We start from the raw sequence: 18,925 nt of genomic DNA, 5'->3' as shown, positions 1-18,925 counted from the left end.
AATAATATTTTCGAGGTGATTATTTATGATGAAAAAGAAAAAAAGTTTGTTTTTATTCTTTATGTTTATTTTAGTTTTTGTGATATTTACTACTTCATGTACTAATAAACAAGAAAAGCCTATTCCAATTCAAGAGGAAACTAAGATTCCTGAACATTTAAGTAGTATGTCTGAAGAAACAGATAAGATTATAGAAAAAATAGAACAAATAGATGAAGAAATAAAAAAACCTGAGTTTAAAGAGGAAACTAGCAAAGAAGAGGATAAGGAAGAAAATAAGGAAGAAAAAAGTGAAAAAAGCAATGAAGAAGAGGAAAAAGATAACTCTACTGAAGATGAACAACAGACTAGTAGAGAAGAAAAAATATATTCTATGTGGGAAGAGATAAAGACATCAGTGGAAGGGATTCATGAAAGTTGGAACAATTATGAAGTAGAGGCTATAGATATTGGAATAGATAAAGATGAAATGCTAAAATTTGAGGAAGCTTTAAATAAGTTCACAATAGCTGTAGATAAACAAAAATATATGGATTCATTAATTGAGTCAAATCAAATGATTTTATTCATGTCTTCATTTTTTGATTTTTATAAAGGAAGTTCTCAAGGAGATATATTAAGGATGAAGTATTATATAAGACAAACCTATTTATGTAGTATGGTAGGGGATTGGGAAGGTGCAAGTAAAAGTATGGAGGAGTCTGATACAGTACTAAAGCAGTTAAGGAAGAAAACTTTAGAAGAGGATGAGGCTAAGAAATTAGTAGAAAAACTAGATTTATCACTGGATAACATGGAAAATGGAATAAAAGAAAATAATTTAGAGCTATTAAAAATTAAAAGAGATATCGCTTTGAAAAACCTAGAAGAATTAAGGGATGAGTTGGAAGGCAAGGTTGTTCCAGCATTTTACAATAGAACTAAAGTAAATTGATTATAAAGGTTGATTTGTATGACTGAAAAAAATGAAATAAGAATATCAGTTAGAAATCTTGTGGAATTTGTTTTGCGTAGGGGTGACATTGATAGTAGATTTATTGGAAATAGTAGAGCTATAGAAGGAACGAGAGCTCATAAAAAAATTCAAAGTTCATATATTGATGGATATGATTCTGAAGTTTCTTTAAGCTGCAAAATTGACTATAAGGATTTCTTATTTAGAATAGAAGGACGAGCAGACGGTGTCTTTGAAGAAAATGATAATTTTTGTATTGATGAGATTAAGAGTACAACTAAACCTTTAGAAGAAATAGATGAAAACTATAATGTACTTCATTGGGCTCAAGCTAAATGCTACGGTTATATCTTTGCAAGAGAAAAAGGTATAGAATCAATAGATATACAATTAACTTATTATAATATCAATACTGAAAAAATTAAGCATATAAGAAAAACATTTTCCATAGGTGAGCTAGGAGAATTTTTTTACTCTCTTATAGACAAATATTTGGTATGGGCTAATTATATACTTAATTGGTCAATAGTAAGAGATTATTCAATTAAATCTTTGGGTTTTCCTTATGAAAGGTATAGAAGAGGTCAAAGGGAGTTGGCAATTGCAGTATATAAAACAATAGCTGATAATAAGAAACTTTTTGCTCAAGCACCTACAGGAATAGGGAAAACTATATCTACACTTTATCCAACTGTTAAAGCAATGGGTGAAGGGTTAACAAGTAAGATATTTTATTTGACGGCTAAAACTATTACTCGGGAAGCAGCACTTGACTGTATAAAAACAATGCATAGAAAGGGTTTAAGACTTAAGACTTTAGTTCTTACTGCAAAAGATAAAATATGTTTTAAGGAAGAACCAATATGTAATCCTGAAAAATGTGAATTTGCAAGGGGACATTTTGATAGGGTTAATCAAGCTATTTTGTCAATTTTGAAAGATGAAGATATTATTACCAGGGAAATAGTCGAAAAATATGCTAAGGACTACTGTATATGTCCCTTTGAATTTTCTTTAGATTTAGCTATTTGGGCTGATTGTGTAATATGTGATTATAACTACGTTTTTGATCCTAGAGTTTATTTAAAAAGATTTTTTATGGATAGCAATAATGATTATGTGTTTTTAGTAGATGAAGCTCATAATTTAGTAGATAGGTCAAGAGAAATGTTTTCAGCAGAACTTTATAAAAAGGAATTTTTAGAGTTAAGGAAGGTAATGAAAGATAAGAACGACGAAATATATAAGGAATTAGGCAAATTAAATTCTTTTATGCTTAAAATGAAGAAAAAATGTGGAGAACAGGATTATTATATTGAAAAAGAGAGTATAGACGATATATTTTATCTATTGAGAAAATTTTTAAGTAGTACTGAAGAGTGGCTAATAGAAAATGAAGATGTTGAAGGTCATAAGGAGTTGTTAGAATTATATTTTAACGTACTATCTTATGTTAAAATATATGAACTTTATGATGAAAGGTATGTAACTTATATAGAAAAAGAGAATAATGACGTTAAAATAAAGATGTTTTGTCTAGACCCTTCACATTTGCTTAAAGATGCACTAAATAGAGGGAAAGCAGCCATATTTTTTTCTGCTACTTTAACACCTATAAAATATTTTAAAGAAATTTTAGGTGGCAATGAAAATGATTTTTCAATAAGACTTTCATCTCCTTTTGACGCTAATAATCTTTGTCTTTTAATAGCAAATAATATATCTACGAGGTTTAAAAATAGGGAAAATACATATACCATAATAAGTGATTATATAAAGAAATTGACAGAACAAAAAAAGGGTCATTATTTAGTATTTTTCCCATCTTATAAATATATGAATGAGGTTTACTTAAGATTTGTAGATAAATATCCTAATGTTAAGACAATAGTCCAAAAAACATCTATGAAGGAAAAAGAAAGAGAAGAATTTCTTCAAGCTTTTGAAAATGAAACTGAACAGCTAATGATCGGTTTTGCAGTAATGGGAGGCATTTTTTCGGAAGGAATTGATTTAAAAGGGGACAAGCTAGTTGGAGCCATTGTAGTCGGTGTTGGTTTGCCTCAGTTATGTTTAGAAAGAAATATTATAAGAGAATACTTTCAAGATAAAAATGGATATGGATATGAGTATGCATATATGTATCCCGGAATGAATAAAGTATTGCAGGCAGCTGGAAGGGTAATTAGGACTGAAGATGATAAAGGTGTTGTTTTGCTTATCGATGATAGGTTTATGTATTCATCATATCAAGCGCTTTTTCCTTTAGGATGGATGAAATATAAAAGAATACATAGTACAGATGATATCAAAAGAATTACTAAAAGATTTTGGGTTGATTAATAAGGGGTCAGTAATCTGACCCCTATTTTGCAAAATAAATTATTAATGAAAAAATAATAATATAATAACTGCAACAACTGCAAATGCAATAATTATTACTGGGCTAAAAACTATTACAGCAGCAATAACCATAGCTAAAAAATCATTTTTTTCTAATTTTAAATCTTTTTTTATTTCTGGATCAATTTCTTTCTTTTCAAGCAAAGCACGCAGTTTGTTCATAAAAACAGCCCCTTATTTTGCTAGAATCATGAATTATATCTCTCCTGCAAAGTGGCATTTGCAGAAATGGTCTTTTTCTACTTCTATTGTTGGAGGGATCTCTTCTTTACATATGTCTTTCACATAAGGACATCTAGTGTGGAATGTGCAGCCACTTGGCAAATTAACATTACTTGGGATTTCTCCTTTTATAAGTTCTATATCAGTTTTGTAATCTGGATTTGGTACTGGTATTGCTGATAAAAGAGCTCTTGTATAAGGATGTAATGGGTTTTTATATATATCTTCTTTATCTGCAAGTTCGATAAGTGAACCTATATACATTACTCCAACTCTCTGACTAATGTGTTTAACAACGCTAAGGTCATGAGATATAAATAGATACGATAAACCTAATTTATCTTGTAAATCCATCATTAGATTAAGGATTTGGGATTGGATAGATACATCTAGAGCCGAAACTGGTTCATCACATACGATGAATTTTGGATTTAAAGCAAGTGCTCTAGCAATTCCTATACGTTGTCTTTGTCCACCTGAGAATTGATGAGGGTATCTATATATATGATAAGGAGACAAACCACAAAGCTCCATTACTTCCAATACACGGTTTTGAAGATCTGATTTATTTTTAACTATTTTATGTTCTAACATTGCCTCACCTATAATAGAAAAGACATTTAATCTTGGATTTAATGAGCTATATGGGTCTTGAAAGATTATTTGTAAATCCCTTCGCAATGGTTTCATCTCTTTTTCTTTTAATTTTAAAATATTTTTATTTTCATATATTACTTCACCAGATGTTGCTTCATATAATTTAATGATTGTTCTGCCTAATGTGGATTTGCCGCAGCCTGATTCACCAACTAATCCTAAAGTTTCCCCTTCAAATATATCGAAAGATACATCATTAACAGCTTGAACATAGCTTTTAGGTCCAAATATTTTAGAACTTTTAACGGGGAAATGTTTAGTTACATGTTTTACTTCTAACAGTTTATTTTTAGCCATTATTTAGTACCTCCTCGGTATAATGCTCTTTCTCAACTTTATCGCTATATAATAAGCATCTTACCTTATGATTTTCGCTATAATTAACAATATCAGGCATTTTTAATTTGCATTCTGGTTTTGCAAATTCACATCTAGGCTCGAAATAACATCCTTGTGGAAGCTCAAATGGGCTTGGCACAATACCTTTAATAGTATGCAGTCTACTTTTTTCTTGGTCGAGGCTAGGAATAGAAGCCATAAGCCCTTTAGTATATGGATGCTTAGGGTTGAAGAATAGCTCTCTAACTGGTGCAGATTCTACGACTTTTCCAGCATACATAACTATGACGTGATCAGCCATCTGTGCAATAACTCCTAAGTCGTGGGTAATGAGCATAATAGCAGTATTGGTCTTTTCTTTGAGGTCATTCATAAGTTTTAATATTTGTGCTTGTATTGTTACATCAAGGGCAGTTGTTGGTTCGTCAGCTATTAGCATTTTAGGGTTACAAGCAAGTGCCATGGCAATCATAACTCTTTGCCTCATACCACCACTTAATTGATGAGGATAATCATTAGCTACTTCTGCAGGTCTAGGTATACCAACCATATCTAGCATTTCAACAGCCACTTTTTTGGCTTCGTTTTCATCCATATTTTGATGTAGCATTAATGGCTCCATAATTTGATCTGATATCTTAAATACTGGATTTAGAGAAGTCATAGGCTCTTGAAATATCATTGATATATCATTGCCTCTTATTGACCTTATTTCCTCATCATTCATTTCTACAATATTTTTTCCATCAAAAATTATTGTCCCATCAACAATTTTGCCAGGTTTTTCAATGAGTTTTAAAATAGACATAGCAGTGATACTCTTTCCACAGCCTGATTCTCCAACAACACCTAAGGTTTTTCCTTTTTGCATACTAAAAGAAACTCCATCTACTGCTTTTACTACTCCTCTATCAGTAAAAAAATAAGTTTTCAAATTATTAACTTCTATCAAATTATTCATAGTATACACCTACCTTATTTCTTTTGGGTCAAAAGCATCTCTTAGACCTTCACCAAGAAGATTAATACTAACAACTGTTAAGACTATTAAAACTCCTGGTGGTATCCAAAGCCATGGTAAATTGTTAAACACATGACTGTTTCTTGCTCTTTCAATCATATTTCCCCAAGTTGGTGTTGGAGGAATAACTCCAAGGCCTAAGAAAGATAATGCTGACTCTACTAAGATAGCTCCTGCCATTCTAAGCATTGCATTAACGATAATGTATGATAAGGTGTTAGGCAAAAGGTGCTTAAATATTTTTGACTTAGTAGAAAGTCCCAATGCTTTAGTAGCCATCATAAAGTCTTGTTCTCTTAAAGACAAAATTTGTCCTCTAACTAGCCTTGCTAATCCTGGCCAAGATATAATAGCTAATATAAACATTACCACAAACATTTTTTGTTCAGCTGAAGCTCTCCACATAAGAGCAAATGAGAGAGTGATTAATATAGGATAGAATGGTAAAGAATATACAACTTCAGCTAGTCTCATTAATATATTGTCTACCGTTCCACCGTAAAATCCAGAAATAGCACCTATACTAGCACCAATGATAACAGTAACAACTGCAGTCATTACACCTATAAGTATAGATATTCTACCTCCTAAGAATACTCTTAATAAGACATCTCTCCCTTGTTCGTCAGTACCTAACCAATGCTTAGCTGAAGGAGGTTGATTTTTATTTGCAAGTTCAAATTCATTTACTTCATAGGGAGATAGAAATGGCACAATTATAACTAGTAATACTATAATAAGAAAGATAGTTGCACCGATTATAGCAATTTTATTTTTTTTAAACCTTTCCCAAGCTATTTTCCAAGGGCCCATGGCTTCAGATTGCTTTTTTATTTTTTCCATATCATGAGGACTTTTATTTAGAGTTTGAGCATCTTGCGTCATATTCTATATCCCTCCTACTCTAATTTTACTCTTGGGTCAACTGCTGCATACGACACATCTGCAACAAAGTTGCCTATTATTGTTAATACTGCATAAAAGGTATTACCAGCCATTACTAGCCAAATATCTCTATTCATTACTCCTTCATAAAGTAATTTTCCAATTCCTGGCCAGATAAAAACTGTTTCTAATAAGATAGCTCCGCCAAACAAAGTTGGGATGTACATACCTATCAAGGTTACAACAGGTATTAAAGCATTTCTAAAAGCGTGCTTATAAATAACTACTTTCTCAGATAACCCTTTAGAACGAGCTGTCCTTATATAATCTTGATTAATAACATCAATAACACTATTTCTTACATATCTAATAAGACTTGCTAAACTTAAAATAGTTAAAACGACAACAGGTAAAAACATATGCTTTGCAACGTCTAAAACCTCAAAAAAGAAGTTTTCGTATCCTAGAGCAGCTTTAATAGGGTCTCTCATGCTATTTAGAGGAATAAAATCTATTGGTACTGCTACGAAGAATACTAATAAAAGTGCAAAAAAGAATGAAGGCATACCTACTCCTATAAGTGAAAAAACAGTCCAGAAATTATCAAATTTACCGTACTTATTGACAGCAGATTTTATTCCTACAGGTATTGCAATTGCAAAAGTTAATGCAATCGACACGATATTTAGTAAAAATGTATTCCATATATGACTTCCTATGATTTCTTTAACTGGTTTTCTATACTGAATAGAACTTCCAAAATCTCCCTTTAAAGTTCTTCCTAGCCAGTTAAAATATTGAACTACCTTTGGTTTGTCTAAACCTAATTGTGCTCTGATATTTGCTTGCTGTTCTGGAGTAGTTTGACTTCCTTGTCCCAAATAGGCGTTAACAGGATCGCCTGGCATAAGTTGTAATAGAATAAAAAGAATTATCGTAATAGCAAGTAATACGGGAATCAAACTGATTATCCTTTTAATAACAAATTTTAACATTTCATCACCTCTGGTATTTAGTCGGATACATAGTTGAAAATAATAAGATGATTTTTGAAATATAACGCCCCACGATATGTAGGGCATTATATTTCAAACATTAACATAAGAATGAGAATACTTAGAATTATTCTTCAATATAAGCATCTTTAAGTGCAGCTACCCAATCATATAAAGAGCTAGTCTTGAAGTTCTTGATTTTTTCATTATATAAGTCATAGTAAGTATTAGCATATACTGGCATTATAGGAGCTTCTTTGTTAAGGATCTTGCATATTTCCTTATAGATAGGTTTAGCTTCTTCTATGTCCATAATTGCTTTTCCTTTATCTAACAATTCATCAACTTTAGGATTACTGTATCTACAAGTATTGTCTTCTCCACTTCCTATATAGTCTGAATGGAAAGATGAATATAAGCTATGGGGATCTGGAGTATTAATTGAAGTAGCTAAGAAGAATAAACTCCATTTATCTACATTTTCGTCAGAATTGTAGATAACGTAATCTAGCATAGTATTGAATTCAAGATAAGCTATATTAAGTTTAACTTTTAATCCTTCGCCCCAATCTCTTTGCCACATTGGTATTAATGTATTTAAGATATCATGATCTGGCATTGCTGCAATATTTAGCTCTAATATTTGGCCATCTTTTTCTCTATATCCACTTGAACCAACTTTCCATCCTGCTTCGTCTAAAATGCTCTTTGCTTTTTCTAAATCGAAGTGATATTCTATTAATTCCTTTTTAAGTTCTTCATCAACAGCCCAAGAAATTTGTGACAATGGATGATATTGTACTGTTGCTAAAACTTCACCAGTTTCTTCATCCTTGAAATAGCTGTTTACAAACTCTTCTATATCAAATGAATAGTATAAAGCTTGACGTACTTTTGGATCTTTTGTAGGGCCATATTCACAATTTAGTTTAATGTACCCATATCCACTTCTAGGGTAAGAACTTTCTTTTATAAATCCAGTAGCTCTAGCTTGATTTATTTTCTTAGGATCAATTTCACCAGCTAGTAAATCTACGCCTTTTGAAGTTAATTCAGTAATGTCAGTTGTTTGGTCAACGAATTTACAAATTACATTTTCTATGTAATATCCTTCATCTTTATACAGAGGATTTCTCTTTAATGAAGCAAATTGTTTTTCTTCAAATTTTTCTAATGTATATGGACCAGAACCTATTGGAGCAGTGGTAATAGCTTCAACAGATGAAGTATCCCCAGGTTTAAAGTCTTTTCCATAATAATGTTTAGGCATAATAGCATAAGTACAATTTGATAGGTTAACCCTTAGAGCTTCCTTGAAGTTAAATTTAATTGTGTAATCATCAATAACTTCTACACCTTTAAATACATCAGTTTCACCTTTCATGTACTCATCATATCCAACCATATCTTTTACTGCAGAGCTATATCTACCAGTATAAGAAGGGTCTGCCATTACTAAATAAGTAAATTCAACGTCCTCAGCAGTTAATGGCTCGCCATCTGAGAATACAATATCATCTCTCATATGGAAAGTAATACTTTTCCCGTCTTCTGAAAATTCCCAGTCTTTAGCTACAACTCCTTCATATTCTCCTTCGAAGTTTCTTTGTATTAAAGATTGGAATACCATATCTACTACTACTGCGTCGTAAGCTGAAGAATAGTAAAGTGGATTAAAGTTTCCAGACATTTCAAATATGCCGGCAACTAATGTTCCACCAATTTCTCTTTTTGGTGTTTCTTCTTTTGGTTCTTCTTTTTCTTCTTGTTGTTCTTCCTCCTTTTGTTCAGGTTCTTCAGATTCGCTTACTGATGAACTATCAGTTTGTTGTGGTTCGTTGTTGTCCCCGCAACCTACTGTTAATGTAGCTACCATTACAACTACAAGTAACAGAGCAATTAACTTTTTACTCACCAAAATTCCCCCTTAATAAATATTTTATATATACTTTGAAGGTTTTCTATTGTTTCAAGTAACGTATAAATTATTATAGAACTAATTTATAGAATTTGAAACTAGAAAACCCTCTAGAAGCCTTTATTAATATATTTTGGAAACTATAAGATTAACAGTATTTTGACAATAAACGAAAAATTATGACAATTTAAGAAAAGTTTCGACAATTTTGATAATTGCGTCAATTTTATTTATAAGTTGTTGCTTTTACAATGAAGATATGATTAAATTTTGAGAATTTTTAATGTATCATTCTATAAATATGTATTCGTTGTAGTCCAAAAAAATCCTTCTAATTTATTAAATATTTTTATAAAATTGAATTATTTGCTGATAATACAATAATATTCCTTGAAAATTACAGAGTATAAATTTTGCTAATTATATTCTAGAACATTGAAGAAATTGCATATTAAAATCTATAATTAAATTTACAAATTGCAAAATTTTAATACTGCAGTAATATAGATATTTTTTCAATTATTTAAAATATGCTATACTAATTCTAAAGAAGTTATAGTACTCGAAGGAGATGAAAAATATGAAAATAGAGGCTATCTTGAAATATTATTTGTGTAATGGTAGTATGTATTCTATAAATGAAAAAGAGCCTTTTTTAAAAATTGTAGATCCTGTTGTTTACGAAGTGATAAGGGTAATTGATGGTGTACCTTTATTTTTAGAAGAGCATTTAGAAAGAATGAGAAAATCTGCTGAACTTACTGATGTGAAAATATCTTATTCAGATCAAGAAATAGAGAAAGATATAAAATTATTGATAAAAGAAAATGATGTTAAGAATCTAAATGTAAAGTTGTTATTTGATTCATCAGCAAATTATTTTGTCTTTTTTATTAATAGTTATTATCCTGAAAAAGAGGTTTATGAAAAAGGAATACACACTATACTTTACAATTCAGAAAGGAAAAACCCTAATGCAAAGGTTATAAATGTTTCTTTTAAGGATCAAGTTAATAAGAAAATAAAAGAGGAAGGAGCTTTTGAAGCATTATTGGTGAATAAAGAAGGATATATTACGGAGGGAAGCCGTTCAAATATGTTTTTTGTAAAAGGACAAAAAGTTTTTACTGCCCCAGCTGGTGAAGTTCTTATGGGCGTGACTAGAAAACACATAATGAATATATGTGATAAATTAGGGATAGAAGTTATTGAAAGGAATATATCTGTAAATGAATTAAAATACTTAGATGGAGCTTTTATGACAGGCACATCTGTAAATGTTTTGCCTATATCTTCTATAGATAAACTAAAATATGATTCAGTTGTTAATGAGATAATTAATAAAATACAAAAAGAATACATTAAAGATTTAAACGAATATATTGAGTTAAAGAAAAATTGAGGGTAAAAAATACCCATAAGAGGCGACGTATCTATGAAAAAAAAGTTGATAAGTTATATTTTTGTAGTAATTCTTATTATTGTTACAATATATATTATATTTTCTAGTGAAGAATTAGGTGATTTGCGTAAGCTTATGGATACTACAAATAAGCTGTACTTAATTTTGGGATGCATGTCAATGTTAGGATATTGGATTTTTGATGCTAGTATAATAAATAATATTACCAAAACTATACACAAAAAATTGGGTATAGTTAAATCATTAAAAATTACAATGATTGGACAATATTATAGTGCTATTACTCCTTTTTCTAGTGGAGGACAACCAGCTCAAGTATATTCTATGGTAAATGATTCTATGTCTATTGCAAAAGCTACTTTGGTGATGATGAATAAATTTGTTATATATCAAATGGTAGCGACGATTTATTCTCTAATGCTATTTATTCTTAAAATGAGATTTGTATACAAAAATATAAAAACAGCATTGCCTTTAGTAATATTTGGAATAACGTTAAATTTGTTAGGCTTGGTGATATTAATAATATTATTTGCTAAACCTATTGTATTAAAAAAAATAATTGATAGAGTTCTTAGATTTTTATATAAAATTAAAGTAATTAAAGAACTAGATAAATATCAAGCAAAATTAGAGCAAAGCGTAGAGGAGTATATTAGCAGTATTGAAGAGATAAAGAAAAATAAACTTAAGTCAATAAAAATTATAATTATGACAATTATTCAATTGACTTTTAATTTTAGCATTACTTATTTTATATATTTATCACTAGGCTTTGACAAGGCTTCATATTTAGAAATACTTTCAGTTCAATCTTTATTGTATATGGCAGTATGTTTTATGCCTACTCCAGGGAGTATGGGGGCTTCAGAAGGAGGATTTTATATTTTATTTAAAGCCTTTTTCACGAAAAATTTTGTAATGTATGCTTTACTATTATGGAGAGCAATAAGTTATTATTCAAGAATAATAATATGTGGATTTGTTACCTTATTAGACTTTTTGATAAGAAAGAGAAAAAAGGTAGTTGCGTCATAATAAAAAACTAAGAGCAATGAGCTCTTAGTTTTTTGCATGTAATTCTATTATTTTTAGTATGACATCTACAGCTTTATCCATTGCAAAAGTTGGTATATATTCATATTTACCATGGAAATTGTGCCCCCCAGTGAATATGTTTGGACAAGGTAATCCCATATATGATAACCTTGCACCATCGGTACCACCTCTTACTGGGCTAATAACTGGGGTTATACCTACTTCTTCCATAGCTTTTTTGGCTGTATTTACTATTTCTATAACTGGTTCGATTTTTTCTTTCATATTATAATATTGATCTTTCATTTCAATATTGACTGCATTATCTCCATACTTTAAGTTTAAAAATTCAACTATTTTGTTTATTAGTTCTTTTTTGTGTTCAAATTTTGATTTATCATGGTCTCTTATTATATAATGGATGGATGTTTTTTCAACAGTACCATTAAAACTTGTTAAATGGAAAAATCCTTCATAACCTTCTGTGTATTGTGGTTTTTCGTTTTCAGGTAGAAGTGAATTGAGTTCCATGGCTATTTCCATAGAATTAACCATTTTATTTTTAGCAGAGCCAGGATGAACATTTCTACCATTTACAATTATCTTAACGCTAGCTGCATTAAAGTTTTCGTATTCTAATTCCCCTATAGGACCTCCATCTACAGTATAAGCAAAATCAGCATTGAATTTTTTTACGTCAAAATAATCTGCACCTTTTCCAACTTCTTCATCAGGGGTAAAAGCTATTTTTACTGTACCGTGTTTTATCTCTGGATGGCTTATCAAGTATTCCATAGCAGTAACTATTTCTGCTACACCTGCTTTATCATCTGCCCCTAATAAAGTAGTCCCATCAGTTGTTATAAGGGTTTTACCAATATAATTTTTTAATTCAGGGAAATCTTTTGGAGATAAAATGATATTTTTTTCTTTATTTAGTGTTAAATCTTCACCATTGTAATTTTCTACAATTTGTGGATTTACGTTTTTGCCTGACATATCAGGAGATGTATCCATGTGAGCAATAAACCCTATAACTGGAGTGTCTTTATCAATATTTGAGGGAAGGGTGGCCATGACATATCCTTTTTCATCTATAGAAACATCATCTAAACCAATTTGCTTAAGCTCTTCTGAAAGTTCCTTTGCGAAAATAAGCTGTGTTTTAGTAGTTGGAACTGTTGTAGAATTTTCATCGGATTTTGTATCATATTTTACGTATTTTAAAAATCTTTCTGTAACTTTTGACATTTTAAATCCTCCTTTGATTTAGGTTTCTATCTGTATTATAACTCTATTTATATTGAAATAGAAGTTTATATTTATTTTATAGGAGACGTATGTTTAAATATTATAGGTTTATTATTAATAGGGTGCAAAATATGTTAAAACTAGAGGAGGATGTATGGACAGTTTTGAACAAAAATATACAAAATAGGACTTAAAGACTAGAGGAAAATCCTTACACTTTGAAGAATTATTTCTAAAACAAATTAAAATTTTATATTGAGGTGTAATGATATGGGAAAAGTGCATATTGGGAAAAAACTTGATATTGATCAATGTAAACCAGGGATGAAAGTTATGGAAGATGTAAGGAGTGATACTGGGTCAATATTAGTAACTCCTGGAGTTACACTTACTGATGAATTGATAAATAGGTTAAAAAGATATAAGGTATCGTATATAACTGTAAAAGATGAAGGTTTAGATGTTGATATTAAAGATGATGAATATTTAGAAGGAAAATTAGAAACTAATCAAAATAAACATGATGAACGTGAAGAAAATTTGTCAAAATATAAATCTAAGGTTAACTTAGAAAGTAATAGTATATATAAAAGTAGTATTAGAACAATGAATAATATATTAGCAAAATTAGATAAGGGAAAACATCTTGATTTTCATGCTATAAAGAAAATAACATACCCATTATTTAACGAAATAATACGAAGCAATAATTTTCTCATATGTCTTTATGCTTTGAAAAAGAGAAATGAAAAAATGTACTCTCATAGTGTCAATGTGGCTATATTTGCAGGACTTATAGGAAAGTGGCTTAGGCTTAATGACAATATGATAAAGAATTTGATTCTTGGCGGATTGCTACACGATATAGGTATAGTTAAAATATTAAACAATTCAGGATACATAGATAAAAAAGAATATCGAAAACATCCTCTACTTGGTTATAGAGAAGTATTAAATATAAAAGATTTAAATACAACTGTAAAAAAGATGATTTTAAGCCATCATGAAAATTGCGATGGAACTGGGTATCCTTTTGGCTTAACTCGAGAAAATATTTCTTTTGAGGCTAGGATATTAGCAGTTGCAGATAGATTTGATGAAGTATATTTTGATGAACATGAAGAAGATGGTGGGATCTTTTTATCATTAAAAAAATTGTATTATGAAGAGCTTACTAGGCTAGATTTTAAGGTTTTAGATGTTTTTGTAAAGAACATGTTATGGAATAATATTGGGCGGTATGCTATTTTAAGTGATAATAGGATTGCAAAAATTATTTTTATAAACTACTATGATAAATTTAAGCCTTTAGTTAAAACAGACGATGCAATAATAGATTTGTCAACAGAACAAAGAATAAAAATTAAAAAAGTTATATAAAGAGGCTAGTTTAACATTCGTCAAAAATTTAAAACTAATGGTAAAAATCCCTAGAATTGTCTAGGGACTTAACTTTTATGTGTTTGAAAATATGATTAAAAGAATAATTACTATTATTACAATTGCAATTATTTTATACAGTGTTTTTTTAGGAACAAGAAAAAATTTAGTCAATCTGTTTCACCCCTTAGATTCCATTTGAAAGGAATTGTGTTATACTATAATTTATTGTAGTTTGATGGCATATATTCCAAACTTTAGATTGTAATTTTAATTTTTTCAATCTTATTTTTTTTTACGTTTTCTATATAGAATTTTATGCCTTTATATTCAAGGGTATCACCAGAATTTGGTAATCTACCAAATTTTCCAATTAAAAAACCTCCAATAGAATCAAATTCTTCAGAGTGAATATTGGTATTTATTATTCTATTAATATCTTCAATTTTTGTACTTCCAAGTACAAGAAATTCATTTTCACTGATCGTAATTATAGTATCATTTTCTTTATCATATTCATCATAAATATTACCAACGATTTCTTCTACTAAATCTTCTAGTGTAACAATACCAGAGGTACCTCCATATTCATCTAACACCACTGCCATATGTATTCTTTTTTTACGCATTTCATCAAAAAGATTTGTTATTCTGTTGAATTCAAATGTAAAATATGGTTTCTTCATGTAATCATTTATGTTAAACTTTTGTGAGTTTTTGTCAAAAAAAATCAGATCTTTTATGTATAGGATACCTACAATATTATCTAGAGTATTATCATAAATTGGTATTCTTGAAAATCTTTCTTTTTTAAGAATACCAACTAGTTCTTCGTAAGAAGATGAAATTTCAGCAGCTATCATGTTTGTCCTTGGCACCATTACATCTTTTACTTGAGAATCACCAAAATCAAATACGTTATATATCATTTGTCTTTCTTTTTTTTCTATTACGCCTTCCTCTTGACTAACATTGACAATCGTTTTTAACTCTTCTTCAGTAATAAAAGGTTTTTTACTTTCTGTTTTTTCTCCAAAAACTTTAATTGTAAAATTGGTTAAGTAAATTAATACGGATACGATTGGATTTAGGCAAGTGGAGATAAAAGATATAGGCTTAGCTACTCTTATAGCTACTTTTTCGGGGTTTTTTACTGATAATGATTTTGGAGTTATTTCACCAAAGACTAATATTAAAATGGTCATTATTGTTGTTGCAATACCTACACCAGCATTACCAAAATATTTTATTGCTAATGAAGTAGCTAATGCTGATGCAGTAATATTTACTATATTATTTCCTACTAATATGCTTCCTAATAGTTCATTTGGATTTTTTATTAATTTATTAACTAAATATGCACCTTTAACTTTATTGTCTACCATGTTTCTAATTTTTATCTTACTTAATGATGTTAAAGCTGTTTCTGATGCAGAAAAAAAGCTTGAGAATATCAATAGAATAAATAGTGATATTATTTGACCTATTTCATAAATATTCAAAATTTATCACACTCCTAGATATAGTATATTATCTGATATTATTAATGCATTTATCCATATATATTTTGATTTTTATTTACTTAATTAGTATAATAATTTTATGTGGATATAAATAATGCAAAAACAAGACTATAAGGAGGGATAGTATGACAGTAAAAATATTGACTGATAGTGCTTCGGATTTGCCTGAAGACATAATAAAAGAATACGACATAGATGTTTTACCTATATCAGTTTATTCAAATGAAGAGGAATACTATGATAGAATAACTATAGACCCTAAGGAATTATTTGATAATATGAGAGCTGGAAAAGTATATAAGACTGCTCAAATACCTCCTAAAACATTTGAAGAAAAATTTAAATACTATGCTGAAAAAAATATAAGCTGTATTTATATAGCATTTTCTTCTAGGTTATCAGGAACATATCAAAATTCTTTGATGGCAAGAAATGCTTTAGTAGATGATTATCCTAAATTGGATATTGAAGTTGTCGATTCAAAGAGTGCTTCTGTTGGTTTTGGGCTTCTTGTGTATAAAGCAGCTAGAATGGCTAAGGAAGGCAAATCTAAGGAAGAAATATTAAAGGTTTTAGATTTTTATATTAAACACATAGAGCATATTTTCTGCGTTGATGATATTGAGTATTTATATCGAGGTGGAAGGGTAAGCAGGACAGCTGCTTTTATTGGAAGCTTGCTCAGTATAAAACCTATATTAGATTTTGATGATGGCAGAATAGTCCCTAGAGAAAAGATTAGAGGAAGAAAAAAAGTAATTAAAAGAATGGTAGAAATTGTTGGTGAAAGAGGAGTGGATTTATCTAATCAAATTATTGGGATAAATCATGGGGATGATTTAGAAGGAGCGAATAAACTTATAGACTCTCTTAAAGAAAATTATGGTTGTAAAAAATTTGTAGTTAATATTTTAGGTGCTTCTATAGGCGCACATTCTGGTCCGGGAACACTTTCTGTATTTTTTTTGAATAAAGAGATGCCTGAGGATTTAAAGAAAATTGCTAATGGGTATTAAAAATTGTTCATAATATGGGGTGGTTATATGGAATATAAAAAAGTGCTTGAAGAAGCAAAAAAAATTAAGGGTTTAAAATGCCGTGTTTGTAAAGATTGCAATGGTAAAGCATGTGTAGGCGAAGTTCCTGGAGTAGGAGGTAAAGGTACAGGCTCTACTTTTATTAGGAATAGGGAGAAGATAAATGAATTAAAAATTAATTTGGATACTTTAACTGAAGAAGGAGAAATTAATACAGAAATCGAGCTGTTCGGTAAAACATTCTCTTTACCTGTTTTTGCAGCACCTATTGGAGCTGTAGGTATTAACTACTCTGATATAATGGATGATTATACTTATTCAAAATATATTATCGAAGGTTGTATAAGTGCTGGCACTATAGGATTTACTGGAGATGGAGTAGAAGATAAATATTATGATTTGCCTCTTAGTGTTATTGAAAAAAATGATGGTTATGGTATACCAACTATAAAACCATGGGAAAATGATGAGGTTATAAGAAAGATAAGGAAGGCGGAAGAAAAAGGTGTTTTAGCAATATCGATGGATATAGATGCTGCAGGTCTTATTACACTATCATTATTAGGGAAACCTGTAGGAACAAAATCTGTAAATGATTTAAAGAAAATCATATCTTCTACTAAACTTCCATTTATTATAAAGGGCATAATGACTGTTGAGGGAGCCAAAAAAGCTCTTGAAGCAGGTGCTTATGGTATAGTAGTGTCTAATCATGGAGGAAGAGTTCTAGATCATGCACCTTCTACTATAGAGGTATTACCTGCTATAGCTAAGGAAGTAGGAGAAAACATGAAGATTTTCATTGATGGAGGCTTTAGAGATGGTGTAGATGTATTTAAAGCTTTAGCACTTGGAGCTGATGGAGTCCTTATTGGAAGGCCATATGCTTTATCTGCATATGGAGGAGGAAAAGAGGGCGTTATATCATACACAGAAAAACTGAAAAGTGAATTAAAACAGGCTATGATAATGACTGGTTGTCATAGCTTGAAGGATATAAGTATAGAATGTATTTATAATCCTTTTTAATGTATTCATAAGTCGAGATTTATCTCGGCTTATGAAATTTTTGTATTAATTTGGAGGGAATATAGAGTGAGTTCAGTATATTCGGAAAGATTTTACTGTGTACATTATTATGAAGTGGATTATAAAGGAATGATTTTACCAAGTGCTATTGCAAATTATTTTCAAGATATAGCTATAATGCAGAGTGAACAGGTAGGTGTAGGTCTTGAATTTTTGAAAAACAATTCTCTGGCATGGTCTTTATATCAATGGGACATAGATATAAAAAAATATCCATTGTTAGGACAAAGTTTGAAGGTTACAACTAGGCCGTTAGCATTTGATAAGTTTAACGCATATAGGGAATTTAAGATTTTTCATGATGAAGAAGTTTTAGTGGAAGCTTGTTCTAGATGGGTATTATTAGATATAAATAAGATGAAACCTACAATCATACCTTCATATTTATATGAGGCTTATGGAATAAATAATGAAACTAAACATGCTAGAATGAGTAAAATTCCGATACCTGTGAAATGCGATTATCAAAAGGATTTTTTTGTTAGGTTTAGTGATATTGATACAAATAAACATGTAAATAATGCAAAATATATTCAGTGGGCTTTAGAAACACTCCCTTTGAATATATTAACAGATTATTTGTTAGCTAATATAAAGGTTGTATATAGAAGAGAGTCTAAGTATGGAGATATAATAAAGAGTGTTGTAGAAATAAGAGAAGAAGATAATAAAATTATTTGTATACACGAAATTAAAGATAAAAATGAAAACATATTATGTGTTTTACAGACACAGTGGAAAGAAGACTATAGTAAAAGAATATACTTTAAAATATGATGAGGGAGGCAA

The 18,925-nt window shown here is 29.8% G+C and carries 16 protein-coding genes; 8 read left to right on the top strand and 8 right to left on the bottom strand.

The annotated features are described in order from the left end of the window. Nucleotides 1-25 precede the first annotated feature (25 nt). Nucleotides 26-934, top strand: coding sequence for a hypothetical protein (locus ACZ41D_RS10755; protein ID WP_464151408.1), 909 nt, complete (start codon nt 26-28; stop codon nt 932-934). Nucleotides 935-952: 18 nt separating this feature from the next. Then, nucleotides 953-3,298: an ATP-dependent DNA helicase gene (locus ACZ41D_RS10750; RefSeq protein ID WP_464151407.1), complete on the top strand. Its 2,346-nt coding sequence runs from the start codon at nt 953-955 to the stop codon at nt 3,296-3,298. Nucleotides 3,299-3,340: 42 nt separating this feature from the next. On the opposite strand, the gene ACZ41D_RS10745 is transcribed toward ACZ41D_RS10750, so the two are convergent. The 6 genes from ACZ41D_RS10745 to ACZ41D_RS10720 form a co-directional block, all read right to left on the bottom strand. After that, nucleotides 3,341-3,520: a hypothetical protein gene (locus tag ACZ41D_RS10745; protein WP_464151406.1), complete on the bottom strand. Its 180-nt coding sequence runs from the start codon at nt 3,518-3,520 to the stop codon at nt 3,341-3,343. Between the two features lie 33 nt (nt 3,521-3,553). Beyond that, the gene (locus ACZ41D_RS10740) at nt 3,554-4,534 is read right to left on the bottom strand and encodes an ABC transporter ATP-binding protein (RefSeq protein WP_464151405.1); all 981 of its coding nucleotides are present in this window, start codon (nt 4,532-4,534) and stop codon (nt 3,554-3,556) included. After that, a complete protein-coding gene (locus tag ACZ41D_RS10735; protein WP_464151404.1) occupies nt 4,527-5,537 on the bottom strand; it encodes an ABC transporter ATP-binding protein in 1,011 nt (336 codons plus the stop codon). The genes ACZ41D_RS10740 and ACZ41D_RS10735 overlap by 8 nt, the downstream gene beginning before the upstream one ends. Nucleotides 5,538-5,546: 9 nt before the next feature. Continuing rightward, nucleotides 5,547-6,482 carry an oligopeptide ABC transporter permease gene (gene opp4C / locus ACZ41D_RS10730; protein ID WP_464151403.1) on the bottom strand — a complete coding sequence of 312 codons (936 nt, stop codon included), beginning with the start codon at nt 6,480-6,482 and terminating at the stop codon, nt 5,547-5,549. A gap of 14 nt (nt 6,483-6,496) precedes the next feature. Next, complete coding sequence (locus ACZ41D_RS10725) at nt 6,497-7,477, bottom strand: ABC transporter permease (RefSeq protein ID WP_464151402.1); 981 nt, start codon at nt 7,475-7,477, stop codon at nt 6,497-6,499. Between the two features lie 127 nt (nt 7,478-7,604). Beyond that, on the bottom strand, nt 7,605-9,392 hold the full coding sequence (locus ACZ41D_RS10720) for an ABC transporter substrate-binding protein (RefSeq protein WP_464151401.1): 1,788 nt from the start codon (nt 9,390-9,392) through the stop codon (nt 7,605-7,607). 583 nt (nt 9,393-9,975) lie between these two features. On the opposite strand from ACZ41D_RS10720, the gene ACZ41D_RS10715 reads away from it, so the two are divergent. Beyond that, a complete protein-coding gene (locus tag ACZ41D_RS10715) occupies nt 9,976-10,797 on the top strand; it encodes an aminotransferase class IV (protein WP_464151400.1) in 822 nt (273 codons plus the stop codon). A 33-nt stretch (nt 10,798-10,830) separates the two neighbouring features. Beyond that, nucleotides 10,831-11,856 (top strand): lysylphosphatidylglycerol synthase transmembrane domain-containing protein, encoded by a 1,026-nt coding sequence (locus tag ACZ41D_RS10710; protein ID WP_464151399.1) that lies wholly within the window; start codon nt 10,831-10,833, stop codon nt 11,854-11,856. A gap of 24 nt (nt 11,857-11,880) precedes the next feature. Here the strand turns inward: ACZ41D_RS10710 and pepT are convergent, their stop codons facing one another. After that, nucleotides 11,881-13,107, bottom strand: a complete 1,227-nt coding sequence (pepT, locus tag ACZ41D_RS10705) for a peptidase T (protein ID WP_464151398.1) — start codon at nt 13,105-13,107, stop codon at nt 11,881-11,883. Between the two features lie 270 nt (nt 13,108-13,377). On the opposite strand from pepT, the gene ACZ41D_RS10700 reads away from it, so the two are divergent. After that, nucleotides 13,378-14,487, top strand: a complete 1,110-nt coding sequence (locus ACZ41D_RS10700; RefSeq protein WP_464151397.1) for an HD-GYP domain-containing protein — start codon at nt 13,378-13,380, stop codon at nt 14,485-14,487. Between the two features lie 257 nt (nt 14,488-14,744). Here the strand turns inward: ACZ41D_RS10700 and ACZ41D_RS10695 are convergent, their stop codons facing one another. Continuing rightward, nucleotides 14,745-15,989 carry an HlyC/CorC family transporter gene (locus ACZ41D_RS10695; protein WP_464151396.1) on the bottom strand — a complete coding sequence of 415 codons (1,245 nt, stop codon included), beginning with the start codon at nt 15,987-15,989 and terminating at the stop codon, nt 14,745-14,747. 146 nt (nt 15,990-16,135) lie between these two features. Here ACZ41D_RS10695 and ACZ41D_RS10690 point away from each other — a divergent pair, with 146 nt between their 5' ends. From ACZ41D_RS10690 to ACZ41D_RS10680, 3 genes are all read left to right on the top strand, one after another. Then, nucleotides 16,136-17,026 (top strand): DegV family protein, encoded by an 891-nt coding sequence (locus tag ACZ41D_RS10690; RefSeq protein ID WP_464151395.1) that lies wholly within the window; start codon nt 16,136-16,138, stop codon nt 17,024-17,026. Nucleotides 17,027-17,053: 27 nt separating this feature from the next. Beyond that, nucleotides 17,054-18,076 carry an alpha-hydroxy-acid oxidizing protein gene (locus tag ACZ41D_RS10685; RefSeq protein WP_464151394.1) on the top strand — a complete coding sequence of 341 codons (1,023 nt, stop codon included), beginning with the start codon at nt 17,054-17,056 and terminating at the stop codon, nt 18,074-18,076. Nucleotides 18,077-18,142: 66 nt separating this feature from the next. Beyond that, nucleotides 18,143-18,913: an acyl-[acyl-carrier-protein] thioesterase gene (locus ACZ41D_RS10680; protein WP_464151393.1), complete on the top strand. Its 771-nt coding sequence runs from the start codon at nt 18,143-18,145 to the stop codon at nt 18,911-18,913. Nucleotides 18,914-18,925: the final 12 nt, after the last annotated feature.

It is taken from the genome of Brassicibacter thermophilus (assembly GCF_055378355.1).
Note: the sequence above shows the minus strand (reverse complement) of the source record. Positions and strands in the feature narration are given on the sequence as shown.

Excerpts from the sequence above, each read along its gene's own strand:
- opp4C (WP_464151403.1), bottom strand. The coding sequence starts at position 6,482 with ATGACGCAAGATGCTCAAACTCTAAATAAAAGTCCTCATGATATGGAA.
- pepT (WP_464151398.1), bottom strand. The coding sequence starts at position 13,107 with ATGTCAAAAGTTACAGAAAGATTTTTAAAATACGTAAAATATGATACA.
- ACZ41D_RS10740 (WP_464151405.1), bottom strand. The coding sequence starts at position 4,534 with ATGGCTAAAAATAAACTGTTAGAAGTAAAACATGTAACTAAACATTTC.
- ACZ41D_RS10745 (WP_464151406.1), bottom strand. The coding sequence starts at position 3,520 with ATGAACAAACTGCGTGCTTTGCTTGAAAAGAAAGAAATTGATCCAGAA.
- ACZ41D_RS10700 (WP_464151397.1), top strand. The coding sequence starts at position 13,378 with ATGGGAAAAGTGCATATTGGGAAAAAACTTGATATTGATCAATGTAAA.
- ACZ41D_RS10715 (WP_464151400.1), top strand. The coding sequence starts at position 9,976 with ATGAAAATAGAGGCTATCTTGAAATATTATTTGTGTAATGGTAGTATG.
- ACZ41D_RS10735 (WP_464151404.1), bottom strand. The coding sequence starts at position 5,537 with ATGAATAATTTGATAGAAGTTAATAATTTGAAAACTTATTTTTTTACT.
- ACZ41D_RS10710 (WP_464151399.1), top strand. The coding sequence starts at position 10,831 with ATGAAAAAAAAGTTGATAAGTTATATTTTTGTAGTAATTCTTATTATT.
- ACZ41D_RS10690 (WP_464151395.1), top strand. The coding sequence starts at position 16,136 with ATGACAGTAAAAATATTGACTGATAGTGCTTCGGATTTGCCTGAAGAC.
- ACZ41D_RS10685 (WP_464151394.1), top strand. The coding sequence starts at position 17,054 with ATGGAATATAAAAAAGTGCTTGAAGAAGCAAAAAAAATTAAGGGTTTA.
- ACZ41D_RS10750 (WP_464151407.1), top strand. The coding sequence starts at position 953 with ATGACTGAAAAAAATGAAATAAGAATATCAGTTAGAAATCTTGTGGAA.
- ACZ41D_RS10755 (WP_464151408.1), top strand. The coding sequence starts at position 26 with ATGATGAAAAAGAAAAAAAGTTTGTTTTTATTCTTTATGTTTATTTTA.
- ACZ41D_RS10725 (WP_464151402.1), bottom strand. The coding sequence starts at position 7,477 with ATGTTAAAATTTGTTATTAAAAGGATAATCAGTTTGATTCCCGTATTA.